At 69.9% G+C, this 15923-nt stretch carries 16 protein-coding genes; 9 read left to right on the top strand and 7 right to left on the bottom strand.

Features of this window, described 5'->3' with window-relative positions; genetic code table 11:
- A partial coding sequence (locus ACIBQ1_RS53735; protein ID WP_397290370.1) for an acyl-CoA dehydrogenase family protein occupies positions 1-669 on the top strand: 669 nt, incomplete at its 5' end.
- A 204-nt stretch (positions 670-873) separates the two neighbouring features.
- Here ACIBQ1_RS53735 and ACIBQ1_RS53730 read toward each other — a convergent pair.
- Complete coding sequence (locus ACIBQ1_RS53730) at positions 874-1428, bottom strand: YceI family protein (protein WP_397290368.1); 555 nt, start codon at positions 1426-1428, stop codon at positions 874-876.
- A 253-nt stretch (positions 1429-1681) separates the two neighbouring features.
- On the opposite strand from ACIBQ1_RS53730, the gene ACIBQ1_RS53725 reads away from it, so the two are divergent.
- From ACIBQ1_RS53725 to ACIBQ1_RS53700, 6 genes are all read left to right on the top strand, one after another.
- Positions 1682-2248 carry a LuxR C-terminal-related transcriptional regulator gene (locus ACIBQ1_RS53725; protein ID WP_397290366.1) on the top strand — a complete coding sequence of 189 codons (567 nt, stop codon included), beginning with the start codon at positions 1682-1684 and terminating at the stop codon, positions 2246-2248.
- Between the two features lie 121 nt (positions 2249-2369).
- Positions 2370-3068, top strand: a complete 699-nt coding sequence (locus tag ACIBQ1_RS53720; RefSeq protein WP_397290364.1) for a C39 family peptidase — start codon at positions 2370-2372, stop codon at positions 3066-3068.
- A gap of 40 nt (positions 3069-3108) precedes the next feature.
- Complete coding sequence (locus ACIBQ1_RS53715; protein ID WP_397290362.1) at positions 3109-3540, top strand: VOC family protein; 432 nt, start codon at positions 3109-3111, stop codon at positions 3538-3540.
- Positions 3541-3605: 65 nt separating this feature from the next.
- The gene (locus ACIBQ1_RS53710) at positions 3606-5084 is read left to right on the top strand and encodes an ATP-binding protein (RefSeq protein WP_397290360.1); all 1479 of its coding nucleotides are present in this window, start codon (positions 3606-3608) and stop codon (positions 5082-5084) included.
- A 122-nt stretch (positions 5085-5206) separates the two neighbouring features.
- On the top strand, positions 5207-6340 hold the full coding sequence (locus tag ACIBQ1_RS53705; RefSeq protein ID WP_397290358.1) for a hypothetical protein: 1134 nt from the start codon (positions 5207-5209) through the stop codon (positions 6338-6340).
- Between the two features lie 85 nt (positions 6341-6425).
- Positions 6426-7241: a hypothetical protein gene (locus ACIBQ1_RS53700; protein WP_397290356.1), complete on the top strand. Its 816-nt coding sequence runs from the start codon at positions 6426-6428 to the stop codon at positions 7239-7241.
- An 11-nt stretch (positions 7242-7252) separates the two neighbouring features.
- Here the strand turns inward: ACIBQ1_RS53700 and ACIBQ1_RS53695 are convergent, their stop codons facing one another.
- The 4 genes from ACIBQ1_RS53695 to ACIBQ1_RS53680 form a co-directional block, all read right to left on the bottom strand.
- Positions 7253-7996, bottom strand: coding sequence for a hypothetical protein (locus ACIBQ1_RS53695; RefSeq protein ID WP_397290354.1), 744 nt, complete (start codon positions 7994-7996; stop codon positions 7253-7255).
- A 93-nt stretch (positions 7997-8089) separates the two neighbouring features.
- Complete coding sequence (locus ACIBQ1_RS53690; protein ID WP_397290352.1) at positions 8090-8929, bottom strand: LLM class flavin-dependent oxidoreductase; 840 nt, start codon at positions 8927-8929, stop codon at positions 8090-8092.
- A 13-nt stretch (positions 8930-8942) separates the two neighbouring features.
- Complete coding sequence (locus ACIBQ1_RS53685) at positions 8943-9290, bottom strand: STAS domain-containing protein (RefSeq protein ID WP_397290350.1); 348 nt, start codon at positions 9288-9290, stop codon at positions 8943-8945.
- A gap of 32 nt (positions 9291-9322) precedes the next feature.
- Complete coding sequence (locus tag ACIBQ1_RS53680) at positions 9323-10765, bottom strand: LCP family protein (protein ID WP_397290348.1); 1443 nt, start codon at positions 10763-10765, stop codon at positions 9323-9325.
- Positions 10766-10845: 80 nt separating this feature from the next.
- Here ACIBQ1_RS53680 and ACIBQ1_RS53675 point away from each other — a divergent pair, with 80 nt between their 5' ends.
- On the top strand, positions 10846-11865 hold the full coding sequence (locus ACIBQ1_RS53675) for a glycosyltransferase family 2 protein (protein WP_397290346.1): 1020 nt from the start codon (positions 10846-10848) through the stop codon (positions 11863-11865).
- On the opposite strand, the gene ACIBQ1_RS53670 is transcribed toward ACIBQ1_RS53675, so the two are convergent.
- Together ACIBQ1_RS53670 and ACIBQ1_RS53665 are read right to left on the bottom strand one after the other, a co-directional pair.
- On the bottom strand, positions 11860-13596 hold the full coding sequence (locus tag ACIBQ1_RS53670; protein WP_397290344.1) for a CDP-glycerol glycerophosphotransferase family protein: 1737 nt from the start codon (positions 13594-13596) through the stop codon (positions 11860-11862). The two genes, ACIBQ1_RS53675 and ACIBQ1_RS53670, sit on opposite strands and share 6 nt — an antisense overlap.
- A gap of 41 nt (positions 13597-13637) precedes the next feature.
- A complete protein-coding gene (locus ACIBQ1_RS53665; protein WP_397290342.1) occupies positions 13638-14390 on the bottom strand; it encodes a 2-C-methyl-D-erythritol 4-phosphate cytidylyltransferase in 753 nt (250 codons plus the stop codon).
- A gap of 111 nt (positions 14391-14501) precedes the next feature.
- Between ACIBQ1_RS53665 and ACIBQ1_RS53660 the strand changes: the two genes are divergently transcribed.
- Positions 14502-15914: a CDP-alcohol phosphatidyltransferase family protein gene (locus ACIBQ1_RS53660; protein ID WP_397290340.1), complete on the top strand. Its 1413-nt coding sequence runs from the start codon at positions 14502-14504 to the stop codon at positions 15912-15914.
- The last annotated feature ends 9 nt before the right edge of the window (positions 15915-15923 follow it).

Here is a 15923-nt window from a genome sequence, read left to right as displayed (position 1 = left end):
GCCAGGAGTGGCACAGCCGACCGGGAAACCGGCGGAAGAAAGGCCCTGGGCCCTACCGTCGAGCATCATTCACCTCGCCTGCTCCCGACCCGACTCGGCCCGAAGGAGAAGAAGCTCGGCATCAAGGGCTCACCCACCCGCCAGGTGATCTTGGAGGACGTCCGCGTCCCGGCCGATCGTATGGTCGGCGCGCCGGGCACCGGCTTCAAGACCGCCCTGGCCACCCTCGACCACACCCGCGTCACCATCGCCGCCCAGGCTCTGGGCATCGCCCAGGGCGCCCTCGACTACGCCATCGGCTATGTCAAGGAACGCCGCCAGTTCGGCCGCCCGATCGCCGACTTCCAGGGCCTGCAGTTCATGATCGCCGACATGGCCATGAAACTGGAGGCGGCCCGCCAGCTCACCTACCACGCGGCCGCGAAGTCGGAGCGCGCCATGAACGGCGAGCCCCAGAAGGACCTGACCTTCCTGTCCAGCGCGGCGAAGTGCGCCGCCTCGGACGCCGCCATGGAGATCACCACCGACGCGGTGCAGTTGCTGGGCGGCTACGGCTACACCAAGGACTTCCCGGTGGAGCGCATGATGCGCGACGCCAAGATCACCCAGATCTACGAGGGCACCAACCAGATCCAGCGCATGGTCATGGCCAGGCAACTCCTCAAGTAGGAGCCCTGGGGGTCTCAGGGGGAAACGCAAGCTGGACCACCTCGGATCACTTCTCGACCGGCGACGGTGGACGCAGCCTGCACGACGAGTGGTGTGCGGGGCATCCCATGATCGGCTCTGTCGCGGTGAGGGACCTGCGACGCGAGGCCGGAAGAGTGCAGGCGGACGTGGAGCGCGAACTCGGGAGATGAGCCCGGCCGGCGCTCAACCCCTCGCCACGAGGCCGAGGTCGAGCCGTACCTCGACCTCGTCGCTCAGCTTGAGCGCGCCGAACAACGCCGAGTAGGGCCGAATCCCCCATCGGGACTGCACGATGACCGCCGAGCCCCGTACGCGGTCATCGGCGACCAGGCCCTGGACCGTCACCAGCCGGGAGGTCCCGGCGATGGTGAGGTCGCCCTCGATGTGGAACGACTCAGCGGTCCCGTCGACCCGTGACGACCGGAACGTGATCGTCGGGTGGCGGTCGGTGTGCAGGATCTTCCCCCGGATGATCCGCTCGATCTCCTCGCGGTCGGAGCCCGTGAGCGGCTTGACGCCGCCGGTCCCGGTCCGGACTTCGAGCGACCCCGCGTCGACCTCGACGGTGACCGAGGAGCCGGCCGGGGCGGCGGTGTCGATCGTGGCGTCGCCGTGCCAGCGGGTGACCTCGATGGTGAGATCATGGCCCGCCTTGGCGCCCAGTCCGGTACGGGTCGTATGGACGAGGATCCGGCCGGAATCGGGGCCGAATGTGTAGCTACCAGCGGAAATGCTCACCTTGTCAGGCTAACTCGCACGGCGGGTCCGCCGCCGCGGTGGCCGACGGCAGGACCACGGCGGTGGCGCCGATCGCCGCGAGGAGACGCTTGAGCACTGCGGGCTCCACTTGACTCGTGATGGAACGTGACATCGATGGGACGGTCGCTGCCATCGCGGGGTTGGCGATCACCGGTGTCCGCATTCGGCCACTTCGCGGCGTCGGGCACGCCAGGCACGGCCTGGCCCGCCGCTCGCACGACATCATGGGCGAATGGAGGAGTGGGCGAAGCTGATCGAGGCGGTCGCGCAATTAGTGGGCGCCATCGCCTGGCCGATGGCGATCGTTCTGGGCGTGCGCATGGTCATGCGCCGCCACAGGGACGCCTTCGAGCGCCTCATCGACCGCGTGCGCAGCGTCAGCTATCCCGGCGGTCAGGTCGACCTGGCCGACCTCACCGTCGAACAGGAACAGCAGGTCGAGCGCCTCGCCGAGCAGGCCGCCGCGGAAACTGTGAGCCCCGGGCAGCGTGAGGAACTCGTACGGCGGCTCACGCTGGAGGCCGAGCGGCTCGGTGGCCTGCGCCTGTTGTCCGAGACCGAGCTCAGCTCGTTGGAGCGGGAGGTGCTGGACCTGCGGACCAACGGCTTGAGCCGGGACGAGATAGCCGCCCGGCTCGGCCTGAGCAAGGCTCGGGTGTCGGAGGTGTTGCGGCAGAGCCGTGCTCGGCTCGGCATCGGCAGTGAGATCGACTTCCTGCACTATCTGCGTCGCAGGAACGCCCCGTCGCCAGGCGGCGGCGCCGACATGGAGACGCTTCCCCGGGAGACCGACACTTAGGGCACCGTCATCGTCCCTTATATCCCTATGTCACCATGCGCCACTATTTGCACACTATTGGCATATCAACTACGGTCCCTGACTACTGTCATCCCTCTGTGTGTACATGTGGAGTGATCAAGTGAAGAACCGCAGCGCGGGGACCGGCGCCGCCCTCACCGCAGCCGTGACCGTGGGCGTACTGGCCTTCACCGCCGCCTCGCCGGCCTACGCGTCCCCCAGCACCCCGACCCCCACCCCGTCCCCCTCCGCCGCCCCGACCTCGACCGCCACCGCGTCGCCCAAGGGCCTCTTCACGCCCCTGAAATACCAGCTCAGCCTCAAGGGCCAGCGGCAGGAGACCAACTACTTCTGCGTCCCCGCCTCGTCGTCGATGAGCCTGTCGACCTTCGGCGTCAAGGTCAGCCAGTCGACCCTCGCCAAGAAGATGAAGACCACGGCCGCCGCAGGTACCAAGGGGGCGAACGCCCTGCCGGTGGTCAACGCCTACGTCAAGTCGCGCGGGTACAAGTTCTCGAGCCCCACCGACGCGGACGGCAACGCGCTCGTGCTCATGAACCGGGTCTCGGGGAACATCGGGGACCTGCACCGGGCGCCGGTGCTCGCGGTGTGGATGGAGCAGCTGCCCTGGAACAAGGGCAAGATCAAGGGCACCAAGGTCGGCCACGCGATCATCGCCTACGGTTACGACAGGACGGCAGGCAGCATCACCGTGTACGACCCGTGGAAGCCGACCGGCGGCACGCACACCATCAAGGCCTCCGTCCTGGCCGAGATCCTCCAGCCGGGCGGCAACATGTACTTCATCTCCAAGCTTTGAGGTGACGCGGGCGGAGGGCCGGGTCGAAGGGGGGTACGGGATGAGCGGAGAGCCTGCGACCGGGCTGCTGCATCACGTCGAGATCTGGGTGCCCGATCTGCCGCGGGCCGTCGCGAGCTGGCGGTGGCTGCTGGAGGCGCTCGGCTACACCCTCCACCAGGACTGGGAGCGCGGCCGCAGCTGGCGGCTGGGGGCCACGTACCTGGTGCTGGAGCAGTCGCCCGCGCTCAGCGCGGACCGGCATGACCGCCGCCGCCCCGGGCTGAACCATCTGGCCTTCCACGTGGGAAGCCGCGCCGAGGTGGATGCGCTGGCCGAGCGGGCGCCCGCGAACGGCTGGACGTTGATGTTCCCCGATCGCCACCCCTACGCGGGCGGGGAGCAGCACTACGCCGCCTACCTGGAGGACGGGGACGGCTTCGAGGTCGAGCTGGTCGCTCTCGACACCCCAGGGCAACTGTCGACCCCTTGAGGCGCAAATGCAGAGGTATATTTCTGGGAAGTATACTTCTGTATGTAGTGCCGTTGGAGGGGGCCTTGATCCGGAAGCCGGAACACGTCTTTGATCGCGTGCGGGAGTGGCAAGGGCTGGCAGGGTTTGTGGGGCCGCGCCGCCCGATGGCCGCGATGCCCGGTGCGTCGCTCGGTGTGGTCAGTGGGCGGCGCCGGCAGGGAAAGAGCTTTCTCCTGCAGGCGTTGGCCGAGGCGACCGGCGGGATGTATTTCGCTGCCACCGAGGCGACGGAGGCCGAATCGTTGCGGCTCTTCACCGAAGCTCTCACGCGATTTACCCGGCAGGTCGTGGAGATCCCTTTCCGGGACTGGAACGACGCCGTTCCCTACACGTTTCGCGCTTTTCGCGATCGGCCCGTGCCGCTGATCATCGACGAGTTTCCGTTCCTGTTCAGGGTCTCGCCCGCGCTGCCGTCCATCATTCAACGCGAGCTCGGTCCCGGCGGAAGCGGCCGGGAGAGCGCCGCGCGGCTGGTTCTCTGCGGATCGGCCATGTCCGTGATGGGCGGGCTTCTTTCTGGGCAGGCACCGCTGCGCGGGCGGGCCGGCCTGGAACTCATGATTCATCCGTTTCGATATCGGGACGCGGCGGAGTTCTGGGGGATCAGGGATTCCCGGTTGGCCGTGCTGGTACACGCGATCGTGGGCGGAACACCCGCCTACCGTTACGAGTTCACGCAGGGCGACGTGCCGGAGAGCCTCGATGACTTCGACCCCTGGGTCGTCCGTACGGTGCTCAGCCCGCAGATGCCGCTTTTTCGCGAGGCCCGGTATCTGCTGGCGGAAGAGTCGGATATCCGCGATCCGGCGCTCTACCACTCTGTGCTGGCGGCGATCGCCGGTGGGAACTCCACCAACGGTGGGATCGCCAACTATGTGGGGCGCAGGTCAGATCAGATCACACATCCGCTCACGGTGCTGGAGAACTGTGCGCTGGTCAGGCGGGAGCCGGACCTGTTCCGCTCGGGACGCGCCCGCTACCGCATCGTGGAGCCGTTGATCACCTTCTATGAGGCGATCATGCGGCGCCGCTGGTCGGAACTGGAGATCCATCGGGCCGAGACCGTATGGCAGGCGGTCAGGCAGACGTTTCTCGCCCAGGTCGTCGGGCCGCACTTCGAGGCGTTGTGCCGTGATTTCGCGCTGGACGCGGGAGAGTCCGTTTTTGGCGAGTTTCCGGCCGAGATCGGAGCGGGCGTCGTGTCTGATCCGGCCAACAGGGGTCAGATCGAGGTCGACGTGGTGGCGCTGGCCGCGCAGGAGCCCGGGAAACCGCGGCGGATCCTGTCGCTCGGTGAAGCCAAGTGGGGCGAGGTGATGAGCCGCCGCCACCTCCAGCGACTTGCGAGGGCGCGCGAGTTGCTGGGGGAGAAAGGGTACGACACGCGCGAGACCGTGCTCACCTGCTACGGGGGATCGGGATTCAGCGACGAGCTGAGCGTGGCGGCGGGCGAGGATCCTCGGGTGGCTCTGGTGGGGCTGGAGCGGTTGTATCGCCCTTAGGGGGCTGAATGGGTAGTTTGAGGTGACTTCACCGCTAGTTCAGTCATATGTCAGACAGTGGCATTCGCCCGGTATACCGTCAGGTTTCGGTCTGATCCTTAACTGAAGACGGGTACCGCAACATGCGCAAAGCTCTGACGCTCGCCGTGGCCGCCACCGCATCGCTCGGCCTGCTCGCCGCCCCCGCCGCCGCCGACAACCGCCCGCGGGAGTTGCCGAACGAGATCTACGGCGGCGCCTGGACCGAGGGGCACGTCCAGGGGATCGCCATGGACGAGCGCAAGGGGTACATGTACTTCTCCTTCACCAACGTCCTCGTCAAGACCGACCTCAAGGGCAACCCCGTGGGCTCGGTGACGGGCTTCACCGGGCACCTCGGCGATCTGGACTTCAACGCCAAGGACGGCCGGGTGTACGGCTCCCTCGAGTACAAGGAGCAGGAGTCGTTCTACATCGCGATCTTCGACGTCGACCGCATCACCAGCATGGGCATGGACGCCCAGACCAGTGACGTCGTCAAGACCGTCTACCTCAAGGAGGTCGTCGCCGACTACACCGCCGACATGGACGGCGACGGCAAGTTCGACGGCAACGTGGGGAACACCGCCGATCACCGGTACGGGTGCAGCGGCATCGACGGCGTGTCCTTCGGGCCCGAGTTCGGCAAGAGGCACGGCAAGCAGCTGCTGACCGTGGCGTACGGGATCTACTCCAACACCACCCGCAACGACAACGACCACCAGGTCCTCCTCCAGTACGACATCGAGCGGTGGAAGAGGTACGAGAAGCCGCTCACCGAGAGCGACCCGCACAAGAGCGGCCCCGAGCGGGTCGACGGCAAGTACTTCGCCTACACCGGCAACACCACGTACGGCGTGCAGAACCTCGAGTACGACGACTACACGGGCAACTGGATGATGGCCGTGTACAAGGGCAAGAAGCCGCAGTTCCCCAACTACTCCTTCTTCATGGTGGACGGCCGCGAGCGGCCCAGGGAGGGCGACGTCGTCGGGCAGCCGCAGGCCGAGCGGGGCCGGCTGCTAGCGCTGGCGCCGGGCGGCCTCCAGCACGAGGCCTCCGGGGTCCGGGGCTGGGAGTTCGGCGGCGAGTACGGCCTGATCTCGCTGGGCGGGGGACGCTACTACGTGTCCAAGTCCGGGACCGTCACGGAGGGCGGGGTCAGCAAGTACACCGCTCACGCCCAGCTCTTCCGCTGGACGGGCCGGACGCCGACCCCGTTCGAGAAGGTCGGTTGACCGGAGCCGCCAGCGGGTGGTCAGTAAAGGCTGTTATGGTCGGTCCGAATCCCACAAACACGCAAGAATCCTGCATGGGAGGGTCATGCGGACCACCAGTAAGATCGCGGCCTTACTGATCGGAATCACGGCTCCGGTGGCCGTGGTGGCGCCGGCGGCCGGCGCGCAGGCGCGTCCGGCCTGGGTCGCCTACCACGGCCTCACCGCCGAGCAGAGCGTGGCGCGGGTCAAGCAGCTCAGGGACCAGGGCTTCCACCCGGTCACGGTGAACGTCTCCGACGGCGAGCGGTACGCGGCCGTGTGGGTCAAGGGCGGGTCGCCGGCCAACTGGGGCATCTGGCAGGGCATGTCCGCCGAGGAGTACCAGGAGCGGTTCGACCAGGGGCTGAAGGAGGGGGCGCAGCCGGTCTCCGTCTCCGCCACCGGGCCCGGCGACGCGCCGGTGTTCACGGCCGTCTTCGAGAGGCGGCGCGGGAGGTTCTTCGCCAGGTCGAACCTCACCCCCGCCCAGTTCGGCGCCGCCAACAAGCGGGCCACCGCCCGGGGCCTCGCGCTGACCTCGGTCGACGTGTACGGCACCCCGGACGACCTGCGGTACGTGGGCGTGTGGACGGCCAACACGGGCGGGGCCTGGTACTACACGTACGGGAAGTCCAGGCGGCAGCACGAGGCCGCGTTCTACGCCAAGAAGAAGCAGGGGTTCCGGCCGGTCAAGGTGGCCGTGGCGCCCGACGGGACGTACACGGCGGTGTGGCGCAAGGACGGCGTCAAGTCCTGGGCCCACTACATCGACATGACCTCCTCCAGCTTCCAGAAGCGCTTCGACGACCTCAGGACCAAGGGGCTGGCCCCCGTCCAGGTGAACGCCGAGAACGGGTTGTACGCCGCCATCTGGCAGTGACCGGCGCCGGGTCACCCGGCCCGGAGGATGCGGACGTCGCCGGAGCCGCTCACGGCCTTGATGGTGTTGGGGCTCTTGGCGTCGTGCTTGAGCTCCGAGCGTTCGGTGCCGTCCGTGCTGCGGGCGGTGATCGCGTACGCCGCCCTGGGCACGGTGGCGGTCACCCGGCCGTCGCTGGAGCGCAGGTCGAGGGCGGTGGGCGGGCTGGTGAACGACACGTCGATCGCGCCGTCCGCCGTCCGGCACCGGACGCTCGGCGACTTCAGCCCCTCGCCCGTGATCGGGCCCTCGCTCCGCAGCCGCAGCTTCCCGGTGGCGCCCGACACCTGGATGCGGTCCCGGCTGACCACGTCCACGTCCTGGGCGAGGCCGTTCAGGATGACGCCGTCGTCGGCCTCGATCGACAGCGGCACGCCGGGCGGGACCTTGACGTGGTAGCGGGCGCCGCAGTCGCCGAAGACCATGTTGCAGTTCGCGCTCAGGCGCAGGGTGCCGTCCCGCAGGGACCAGGTGGCGTTGCCGTCGTCGGCGGCCTTGCCGCGCACCCACCGCTCCACCTCGACGCGCCCGCCGGTGCCCGGGAGGACGCGCACGCCGCCCAGCGAGGTGTTGATCTTCAGCGCGGTGCCCGTGAACGGGAACGACTGCGCGGTGCGGACCTCCTCGGCGTCCAGGTCCACCTTGCACCCGGTCAACGCCAGCGCCGCCACCAGCGTCGCCCCCGCCACCATGACTTGCCTCATGGAGATGCTCATGCCGCCATGGTGGTCGAGCGCTCCCCGCCCGCCATCGACCATCCGACCGAACCCGGGCGGCCCGCCATCGGCCTTTCGGCCGAAGAACGAGCGTCAGAGGGCCGACAGCAGCGCCGTGACCTGCCGCAGCGGGTCCGCGCCCAACGGCCGCACCGCCACCGTCCCGGCCCCGGCCGCCCACAGCTCCTTGACGTGCGCGGCCGCGGCCTCGGGGGACCCCGACGCCATCGCCACCTCCTCGGGCGCGACCCCGAGGAACCCGGCCTGCCCCGCCACCAGGGCTCGGGCGCTCTCCGGGACGTCGCCGCCGGTGTTGAGGAAGGAGAAGACCACGAGCTCGTGATCCGCGGAGCCGCCGATCTGGTCGAGGATCCCGGCCAACTGCTCGGGCCCGACGCCCTCGGGGATGATCGTCCCCTGCGAGACCCGGCCCGACAGGGCCAGCGAGCGCGGCCCCTTCACCCCGGCCAGCACGGGAGGGGGCGAGGCGGGCGGGTGCACGAGGGACACCCCGTCCAGCTGGACGGACCTGCCGTGCAGGGTGACCGTCTCACCGCGCAGCAGCGCGCGTACGGACGTGATCGTCTCCTCCAGGAGCGCCAGCGGCGACGGCGGTGCGGCGCCCACCTGGCGCATCCAGTCGCCCACGCCGTGCCCGATGCCGGCGGCCAGCCGTCCGGGGTGCACCCTGGCCAGGTTGGCCAGCTCCATCGCCAGCAGCATCGGGTTGCGCAGGGGAGCGGGCGTGATGCCGATGCCGACCCGCAGCCGGGACGTGACGGCGAGCGCGGTGGCGGCCGACGAGACGCCCCCGGTCCAGCCCAGGTCCTCCACCACCCACAGGTCGTCCACGGACGTCTCGTCGAGCGCCCTGGCGAACGGGATCAACTGCTCGGGAGGAAGGTCCCGGTCGAACATGACTCCGAGTCTCACAATGTCCTCCAGTTCAGGCGGCGCTGCCGAAAGCCGAGCGCGCCTCGCCGAGGGATTCGCGCGTCTCGAAGTGCCGGTCGAGGTTGGTGATCGTCAGCAGGTGGCGGATCATGCCGGGGGCGAGCACCAGGATCAGGCGGCCTTTCACGCGCCGGACGTGGTTCAGGGTGGCCACCAGCACGCCGAGGCCCACCGAGTCGCAGAAGGGGACCTCGGTCAGGTCGACGACGAGGTTGAGCGGGTCGGCGGCGGCGATGGCCTGTTCGAGCTCGGCCCGCAGCCGGGGCGCGCCTGCCACGTCGAGGTCGCCTGCGACGTGCAGCACCGTACAGGGGTCCTCCCGCCACGACCTGACCACCATGAGGGCTTCACCTGCCGAACAGCCGACCGTTATTACTGTTTCTTACATATATTCTGCATTGCCGTTTTGGTGGTCGGAGTAACACCGGGTTTCGCCGACGGCATGGAAGTCGGCTTGGACTTCGCGATCTTCGGCTGGTCGCTGCCGACGATCACCTCGATGCCCTCGACGTCCGCCTTGTCGAGCTCGGCCCCCGGGATGGCGGCGGCCACGATCTTCGCCTCGTCCTCGCGGCCCGCGGCGTAGCGGACCACGGTCTTCTTGTAGTCCTTCTTGGTCGTGTTGCCGGGCTGGCCGGGGACCTTGAAGCCGTACTCGGCCAGCCCCGTCTTGGTGCGGGCGCCGAGACCCGTGATGAGCGTGCCGTTCTTGACCTTGACGGTGATGCTGCCGGGCGGGATCGCCGACGGCTTCACCGAAGGGGTGGGCGACGGGGAGGCGACGGGCTTGGTCAGGTCCTGGTCCGCGTTGATCCGCGCGAACATGTCGCGGGCCGCCGGCTTGTCCCACAGGACCGCCGACTCGCCCGTGGGGGCCTTGAAGTTGACGTTGGACAGGGGCACCTCGGCGAACCGCACGTCGTCGAGCGAGACGTCCCGCAGCTGGGTGGCCAGGCCGAGCAGCCCGTCGTCGGGATCGACCTTGACCGTGCTCAGCGTGGAGTTGACGAACGAGGCCAGCTTGGCCGGGTTGGCCAGCGTGTCGGCGCTGAGCGCCCGGTTGAGCAGGGCCGAGATGACCTGCTGCTGCCGGTCGATGCGGTCGAGGTCGGAGCGCGCGGTGGCGCGGGTGCGGGCGTAGCCGAGCGCCTGCACGCCCTGGAGCTGGTGGGTGCCCGCGGGCAGGTTGAGCCCGGTCTTGGGGTCGCTGATCGGCACGGGCGTGCAGACGGTGACGCCGCCGAGGGAGTCGACGACGTCGATGAAGCCGAGGATGTTCACCTCGATGTAGCGGTTGATCTGCAGCCCGGTGGCGGCCTCGACGGCCTCCTTGGTGAGCCTGGGCCCGCCGAACTGGTACGCCGAATTGATCTTGTGCTCGCCCTTGCCGGGGATCGTCGTCCAGGTGTCGCGCGGCAGGCTCACCACCGTGACCCGCCGGTGGTCCTCCGACAGGTGGACGACCATCATGGTGTCGGTGCGCTGGCCGGCCTCGCGGCCCAGCTTGAGCCTGTTCTGCTGCTGGCGGGTGAGGTCGTCGCGCTTGTCGACGCCGACCAGCAGGATGTTCTCGGCGCCGCGGGCGGCGGGCGCGGTCACCCCGGCGTCGACGGTGCCGATCTGGCGCGGGGTCGCCCACACCACGCCCGTGGCGACCAGAACCCCGGTGGACAGGAACCCGGCGACGAACACGTTGCGGCGGCGGGCCTTGGCGCTCCTGAGCGGCTTGCGGGGGCGCGTCGGCGTGAGCTTGACGCCGCCGTAGGCGTCGCCGCCCACGAGCACACCGCCGTCCTCCTCGCCCGGGTCGCGCATCCCGTCCCCCTTTTGTCACCCGGAGGATCAGACGTTCGATTGCCCTCCTCCCCTGCTCGTACAGTAGCGTGAGCCCCGCCATGAAGCAGTTCCCCGACTCGCCGCAGGCCCCCGCGGAGACGCGCGCCTGGCCCCCCATTTCCGTCATCATGCCGGTCCTCAACGAGGAGCGGCACCTTCGCGAGGCCGTCGACCAGGTCCTCGCCCAGAGCTACCCAGGTGAGATCGAAGTCGTGCTCGCCGTGGGTCCGTCCCAGGACCGCACCCAGGAGGTCGCCGACGCCATAGCGGCGGCCGACCCGCGGGTGACGGTCGTGCCCAATCCGACGGGCCGCACCCCCAACGCGCTCAACGCCGCCATCGCCGCCTCGCGCAACGGCATCATCGCCCGGGTCGACGGGCACGCCATGCTGCCCCCCGACTACCTGCGCGTAGCCGTCGAGACGCTCGCCGAGACCGGTGCCGACAACGTGGGCGGCATCATGGCGGCCGAGGGCATCACGCCGTTCGAGCAGGCCGTGGCCTGCGCCATGACCTCCAAGATCGGCGTGGGCGCCGCCGCCTTCCACGTGGGCGGCACCGCGGGCCCCGCCGACACCGTCTACCTGGGCGTCTTCCGCCGCTCGGCGCTCGACCGGGTGGGCGGCTACGACGAGCACTTCCAGCGGGCGCAGGACTGGGAGATGAACCACCGCATCCGCGAGAGCGGCGGCCTGGTCTGGTTCCAGCCGCGCATGCGGGTCTCCTACCGCCCCCGCCCCAACGTCAAGGCCCTGGGCAAGCAGTACTTCCACTACGGCCGCTGGCGGCGCGTGGTCGCGCGCACCCACGAGGGCACGATCAACCTGCGCTATCTGGCGCCGCCCGCCGCGGTGCTGGCCATGGTGCTGGGGCTGGTCGTCTCGCCGTTCCTCCCGTGGACGCTCATCGTCCCCGGCGGCTACGCGGTCGCCATCGCGGCGGGCTCCGTGCTGACAGGAGGCGGGCTGCCCGCGGCGGCGCTGCTGCGGCTGCCGATCGTGTACGCCACCATGCACTGCTCCTGGGGCTGGGGCTTCCTCACCAGCCCGAAGAAGCTGGCCAGGCCGCCCCGGTCATGACTCGGCGAAGACCCGCTCGACGGCGGCGTCGAAGCGGGTCAGCGCGTCCGGATACTCCGCCCCGAACAAGTGGCTCCTGAGCTTGATCCTGGCCCGGGCCAGCGTGTCCTCCCCGTCGAGGAACTCCGCGAGCCCGGCCAGGTCACGCCCGATCAGCACGCCCGCCTCGGCGCTCGGATAGCGCTCGTGGAAGGCGCGCTCGGGCAGGCCCGCGACGTTCGTCACCGCGTACGGCTTCTCGCCGGCCAGGAAGTCGGCCACGACGCTGGAGATGTCGCTGATCAGCAGGTCGCACTGGTTGAAGCATTCGTAGAGGTGCGGCTCGGGGCCGATGACGATCTGATGCTCGATCCGCGGCGTCTCCCCGGTCGCCCGCGACGGGTGCCGGGCCTTCGACTTGGCCAGCTCGGCCGCCTCGATCATGGCCACGATCTTCCGGTGCGCGCGGGTGGCGCCGCGGTCGCGGTGGCCGGTCAGCGGGTGCGGCTTGTAGATCACGCGCAACCGCGGCCGGTGGTCGAGCAGCGCCCGCACGATGCGCGGGCCCATGGTGATCAGCGACGTGTGGAACAGGTCGTCGTTCCAGCCCTCCCAGGTGGGGGCGTACAGGACGGTGCGGTACGGCAGCCCCGGCCCCTCCGTCGAGATGCCTTCGAGCTGCGGCCGGCCGACCTCGTGGATGTTCTCGTCCCTGACGCCCACCCTGGCCCGGCGGTAGCGGTCGCGGCCGGCCGGACCGGCCACCCACACCTCGTCGTACACCCGGGAGAACGGGTTGAACGACGCCTCCTTGTCGCTGTCGCCGTGGTTGAGGAACGCGCTGCGCAGAGTCGGGATGCGCAGCATGTGGACGTTCCTGCCGACGTTGGAGACGTACAGGCAGAGCTTGGCGCCGGACAGGGCGCGGAAGCTCATCAGGTCGGCCGACGACGGGATGCACAACATCGGCAGCGTCGTCGAGTCGAGGTGGTTGGCCATGCCGCGCTCGCGCAGCACGACGATGGCGCGCCGGCCGATGCGCTCCAGCGTGGGCAGCCACATCCTGGCCTGGTAGGCGGCCGCGGTGGCGCCGGAGAAGTACAGGATGACCTCGGGCCGGTACTTCTCCACCTGCTCGCCCACGACCGCCAGCACCCTGGCCTTGTCGGTGAGCGGCGTGGCGCGGCGCACGTACGGGATGAGCGCGAGCGCCCCGGCGACGCCCAGCAGGACCGCCAGACCGGCGCCGGCCGCGGCGGGCACGGCGCCGACGGCCGCGCCGGCCACCGGCAGCGCGTCCAGGTAGAGGAAGCGCATGCTGCGGCTGTCACGCAGGAACACGGGCGGCATCTTCGGGATGCGCAGCGCCGAGACGTCGAGGTTGCGGGTGGTCACCGGCATGCGGCTGAGCGTCCCCTTGAGGCGCAGCGCCAGCGCCGTGTGCCCGGCCCGCACCACGTGGATCGCGAAGATCCCCGACGCCAGCGCCACGAACCACGGCGAGTCCACCCCCGCCATCCGCGCCACCAGCAGCAGCGCCATGGTCTCCCTGGCGGCGAAGCGCAGCGTGACCCCGAGGTGCACCCTGCCGAGCAGCTCGGGCAGCGGTCTGGCGGCGCGTGAGGCCGCGTACTCCACCGCGTAGGAGAGCACTGCGACCGCCCCGAACACCGCCGGCGCGGGCCAGAGAGCCGACCACAGCAGCACGGGGTAGCAGCCGAGCAGGGCGGCGATCACGATGAGTCTCCTCATGTGATCGCACAGTAACAACTCTCAGGTCAAACGTCTGCGACCTATCCGGGCAAGTCGGAGATCGCCGGGGGTGCGGCGAGCTGGAAGAGCAGCTCGGCGATCCGCAGGTCGGTGGGGTGGGTGACCTTGATGTTGTGCTCGCTGCCCGGCACGAGGTGGATCGGCACGTCGGGCAGGTAACGCAGCACCACGCCGCAGTCGTCGGTGGCCGGGCGGCCGGCGAACCCGGGGTCGGCCAGCGCCCGCTCGTACGCCTCGCGGATCACCGAGAGCCGGAAGCACTGCGGCGTCTGGCTGCGCCGCAGCACCGACCTGTCGAGCACCTCGCCGATCACCTCGCCGCCGGGGCCCGGCACGGCCACGAAGACCGTGTCGGAGCTCGGGATCGCCACGTCGACGGCCGAATGGGTCTCCAGCGCCTTGACGCACTCGGTGATGATGCGGGGCTCCACGAGCGGGCGTACGGCGTCGTGCAGCAGCACGTCGCACTCCTCGGTGCCCAGCGCCCGCAGGGCCAGCCACGTGCTCTCGGTGCGGCTCGCGCCGCCCTCCACGACCTTGCTGACCTTGTCGTAGCCGCCCTTGTCCACGATCTCGCGGACCTGGTCGGTGTAACCGGGCGTCATCAGCACCACGATCTCGTCGATCTCCGGCGCGTTCTGGAACACCGCCAGCGAATGCTCGATGATCGTCTTTCCGGCGACCTCGATGAGCTGCTTGGGCGTGTTCATCCCGATCCGCTGCCCCACGCCGCCCGCGAGCAGCACCCCGACCGACCGCAACCGTGAATCCATATCGGCAGCGTAACGGTCCGGTTCCGTGATTACGCCTTGACCTGTCGCTACGCTGTGGCTACGCACCCCCAAGCCAAGTGGCTCCCGCCCCATCGGGAGGAGACCTGCGCTTTGCCCGACTCATTGACCCGCGAGACCACGACCACCTCGGTCGTTCTCCTCGCCACGACCCCGGCATGCAAACTCTCCGGCTCCGACGGCACCCTGCTCGACCGCGTCACCGACCAGCTCGCCACGCTGCCCGTGCGCGAGATCCAGGTGGTGAGCCCGGGCGGCGGGCTCGGAGCCGACCTCAGAGGCGTCGCCAAGATCGCCCGGATCTCGTCGGGCGCGGTCGCCGTGCTCCCCGCCGACCTGGTGGCCCACACCGAGGCGCTGGCGCTGCTGCTCGACCACCCCGCGCGCGGCAGCGGGGCCCTGGTCTCCTACGACGCCGCCGCGGCGCCCATGCGGCCGCCCGTACGCGTCGAAGGCGGCAAGATCGTCGCCGCCGGCAGCTCGTTCCACGTGGTCCCCGAGGCCAACGCCACCTTCAGGGGCGTGCTGAAGGCGGGCGAGGCCGACCTGGGCGCGCTGGCGGACATCGCGGAGGAGCTGGCGGAGCTGGCCGACACCGGCAAGCTGGGCCCGGTCACCCCCGTCGAGGCCGTCGACCTGCTGCTGGTCGGCTTGGTCAGATCCGGGGTCTCGGTGCGGGCGGCCGGGATCGGGCCGCTGCACGCCGACCGGGTGACCGGCCGGCACGCCGCCGACACCGCCGTCACCAGGCTGGCCGAGGTGGACGAGGCCAAGGTCCGGCTCGACCTGTCCATCAAGGCGAGCGACGGCTTCTTCGCCACCTTCTTCGTCTCCACCTGGACGCGCCACCTGATCAAACCGGCGGTCCGGCTCGGGCTCGCCCCCAACACCGTCACCGGCGTCTCGATCGGGCTGGCCGCGCTGGCGGCCGTGTGGTTCTCGGCGGGCACCCAGGGCGGGCGGCTGGCGGGGGCGTTGCTGTTCTCCCTGTCCTTCGCGCTCGACTGCCTCGACGGGCAGCTGGCCCGCTACACGCGCACGTTCTCGCCGCTGGGGGCGTGGGCCGACGGCATGGCCGACCGGCTGAAGGAGTACGCCGTCTACGTCGGCCTGGCCCTGGGCTTCGCCGGCGACGTCTGGCACCTCGCCGTGGCCGCCATGGTCCTCCAGGTCGTCCGGCACGCCATCGACCAGACGTACGCGGGAGCGCTCACCGACGCCGCCCGCGTCGGCGCGCAGTGGGGGCGCCCCGCGCGCTCCCTCCTGGAGTCGGCGGACGGCACCCGGCCCCGGGGCGTGCTCGGGCTCGCCCAGCGCATGGAGCGCGACGTGATCGCCCGCTGGATCAAGAAGATCGTCGTGCTGCCCGTCGGGGAGCGCACCGCGTTGATCGCCATCACCGCCGCGGGCTGGAACGCCAGGGTGACGTTCCTGTCCCTGCTCTGCTGGGGCGGCGTGGCGGCCCTCTATCAGCTCGCCGGACGGATCGCGAGGTCGGCACGGTGATTTCGGTAC

The organism is Nonomuraea sp. NPDC050153 (assembly GCF_044460125.1).
Taxonomy (GTDB): Bacteria; Actinomycetota; Actinomycetes; order Streptosporangiales; family Streptosporangiaceae; genus Nonomuraea.
This window is presented reverse-complemented; position numbering and strand designations above follow the sequence as displayed.

Bases quoted from the DNA above. Each gene is read 5' to 3' on its own strand.
- ACIBQ1_RS53725 (WP_397290366.1), top strand. From the start codon at position 1,682: ATGGAGGAGTGGGCGAAGCTGATCGAGGCGGTCGCGCAATTAGTGGGC.
- ACIBQ1_RS53715 (WP_397290362.1), top strand. From the start codon at position 3,109: ATGAGCGGAGAGCCTGCGACCGGGCTGCTGCATCACGTCGAGATCTGG.
- ACIBQ1_RS53705 (WP_397290358.1), top strand. From the start codon at position 5,207: ATGCGCAAAGCTCTGACGCTCGCCGTGGCCGCCACCGCATCGCTCGGC.
- ACIBQ1_RS53700 (WP_397290356.1), top strand. From the start codon at position 6,426: ATGCGGACCACCAGTAAGATCGCGGCCTTACTGATCGGAATCACGGCT.
- ACIBQ1_RS53695 (WP_397290354.1), bottom strand. From the start codon at position 7,996: ATGAGCATCTCCATGAGGCAAGTCATGGTGGCGGGGGCGACGCTGGTG.
- ACIBQ1_RS53685 (WP_397290350.1), bottom strand. From the start codon at position 9,290: ATGGTGGTCAGGTCGTGGCGGGAGGACCCCTGTACGGTGCTGCACGTC.
- ACIBQ1_RS53680 (WP_397290348.1), bottom strand. From the start codon at position 10,765: ATGCGCGACCCGGGCGAGGAGGACGGCGGTGTGCTCGTGGGCGGCGAC.
- ACIBQ1_RS53675 (WP_397290346.1), top strand. From the start codon at position 10,846: ATGAAGCAGTTCCCCGACTCGCCGCAGGCCCCCGCGGAGACGCGCGCC.
- ACIBQ1_RS53670 (WP_397290344.1), bottom strand. From the start codon at position 13,596: ATGAGGAGACTCATCGTGATCGCCGCCCTGCTCGGCTGCTACCCCGTG.
- ACIBQ1_RS53665 (WP_397290342.1), bottom strand. From the start codon at position 14,390: ATGGATTCACGGTTGCGGTCGGTCGGGGTGCTGCTCGCGGGCGGCGTG.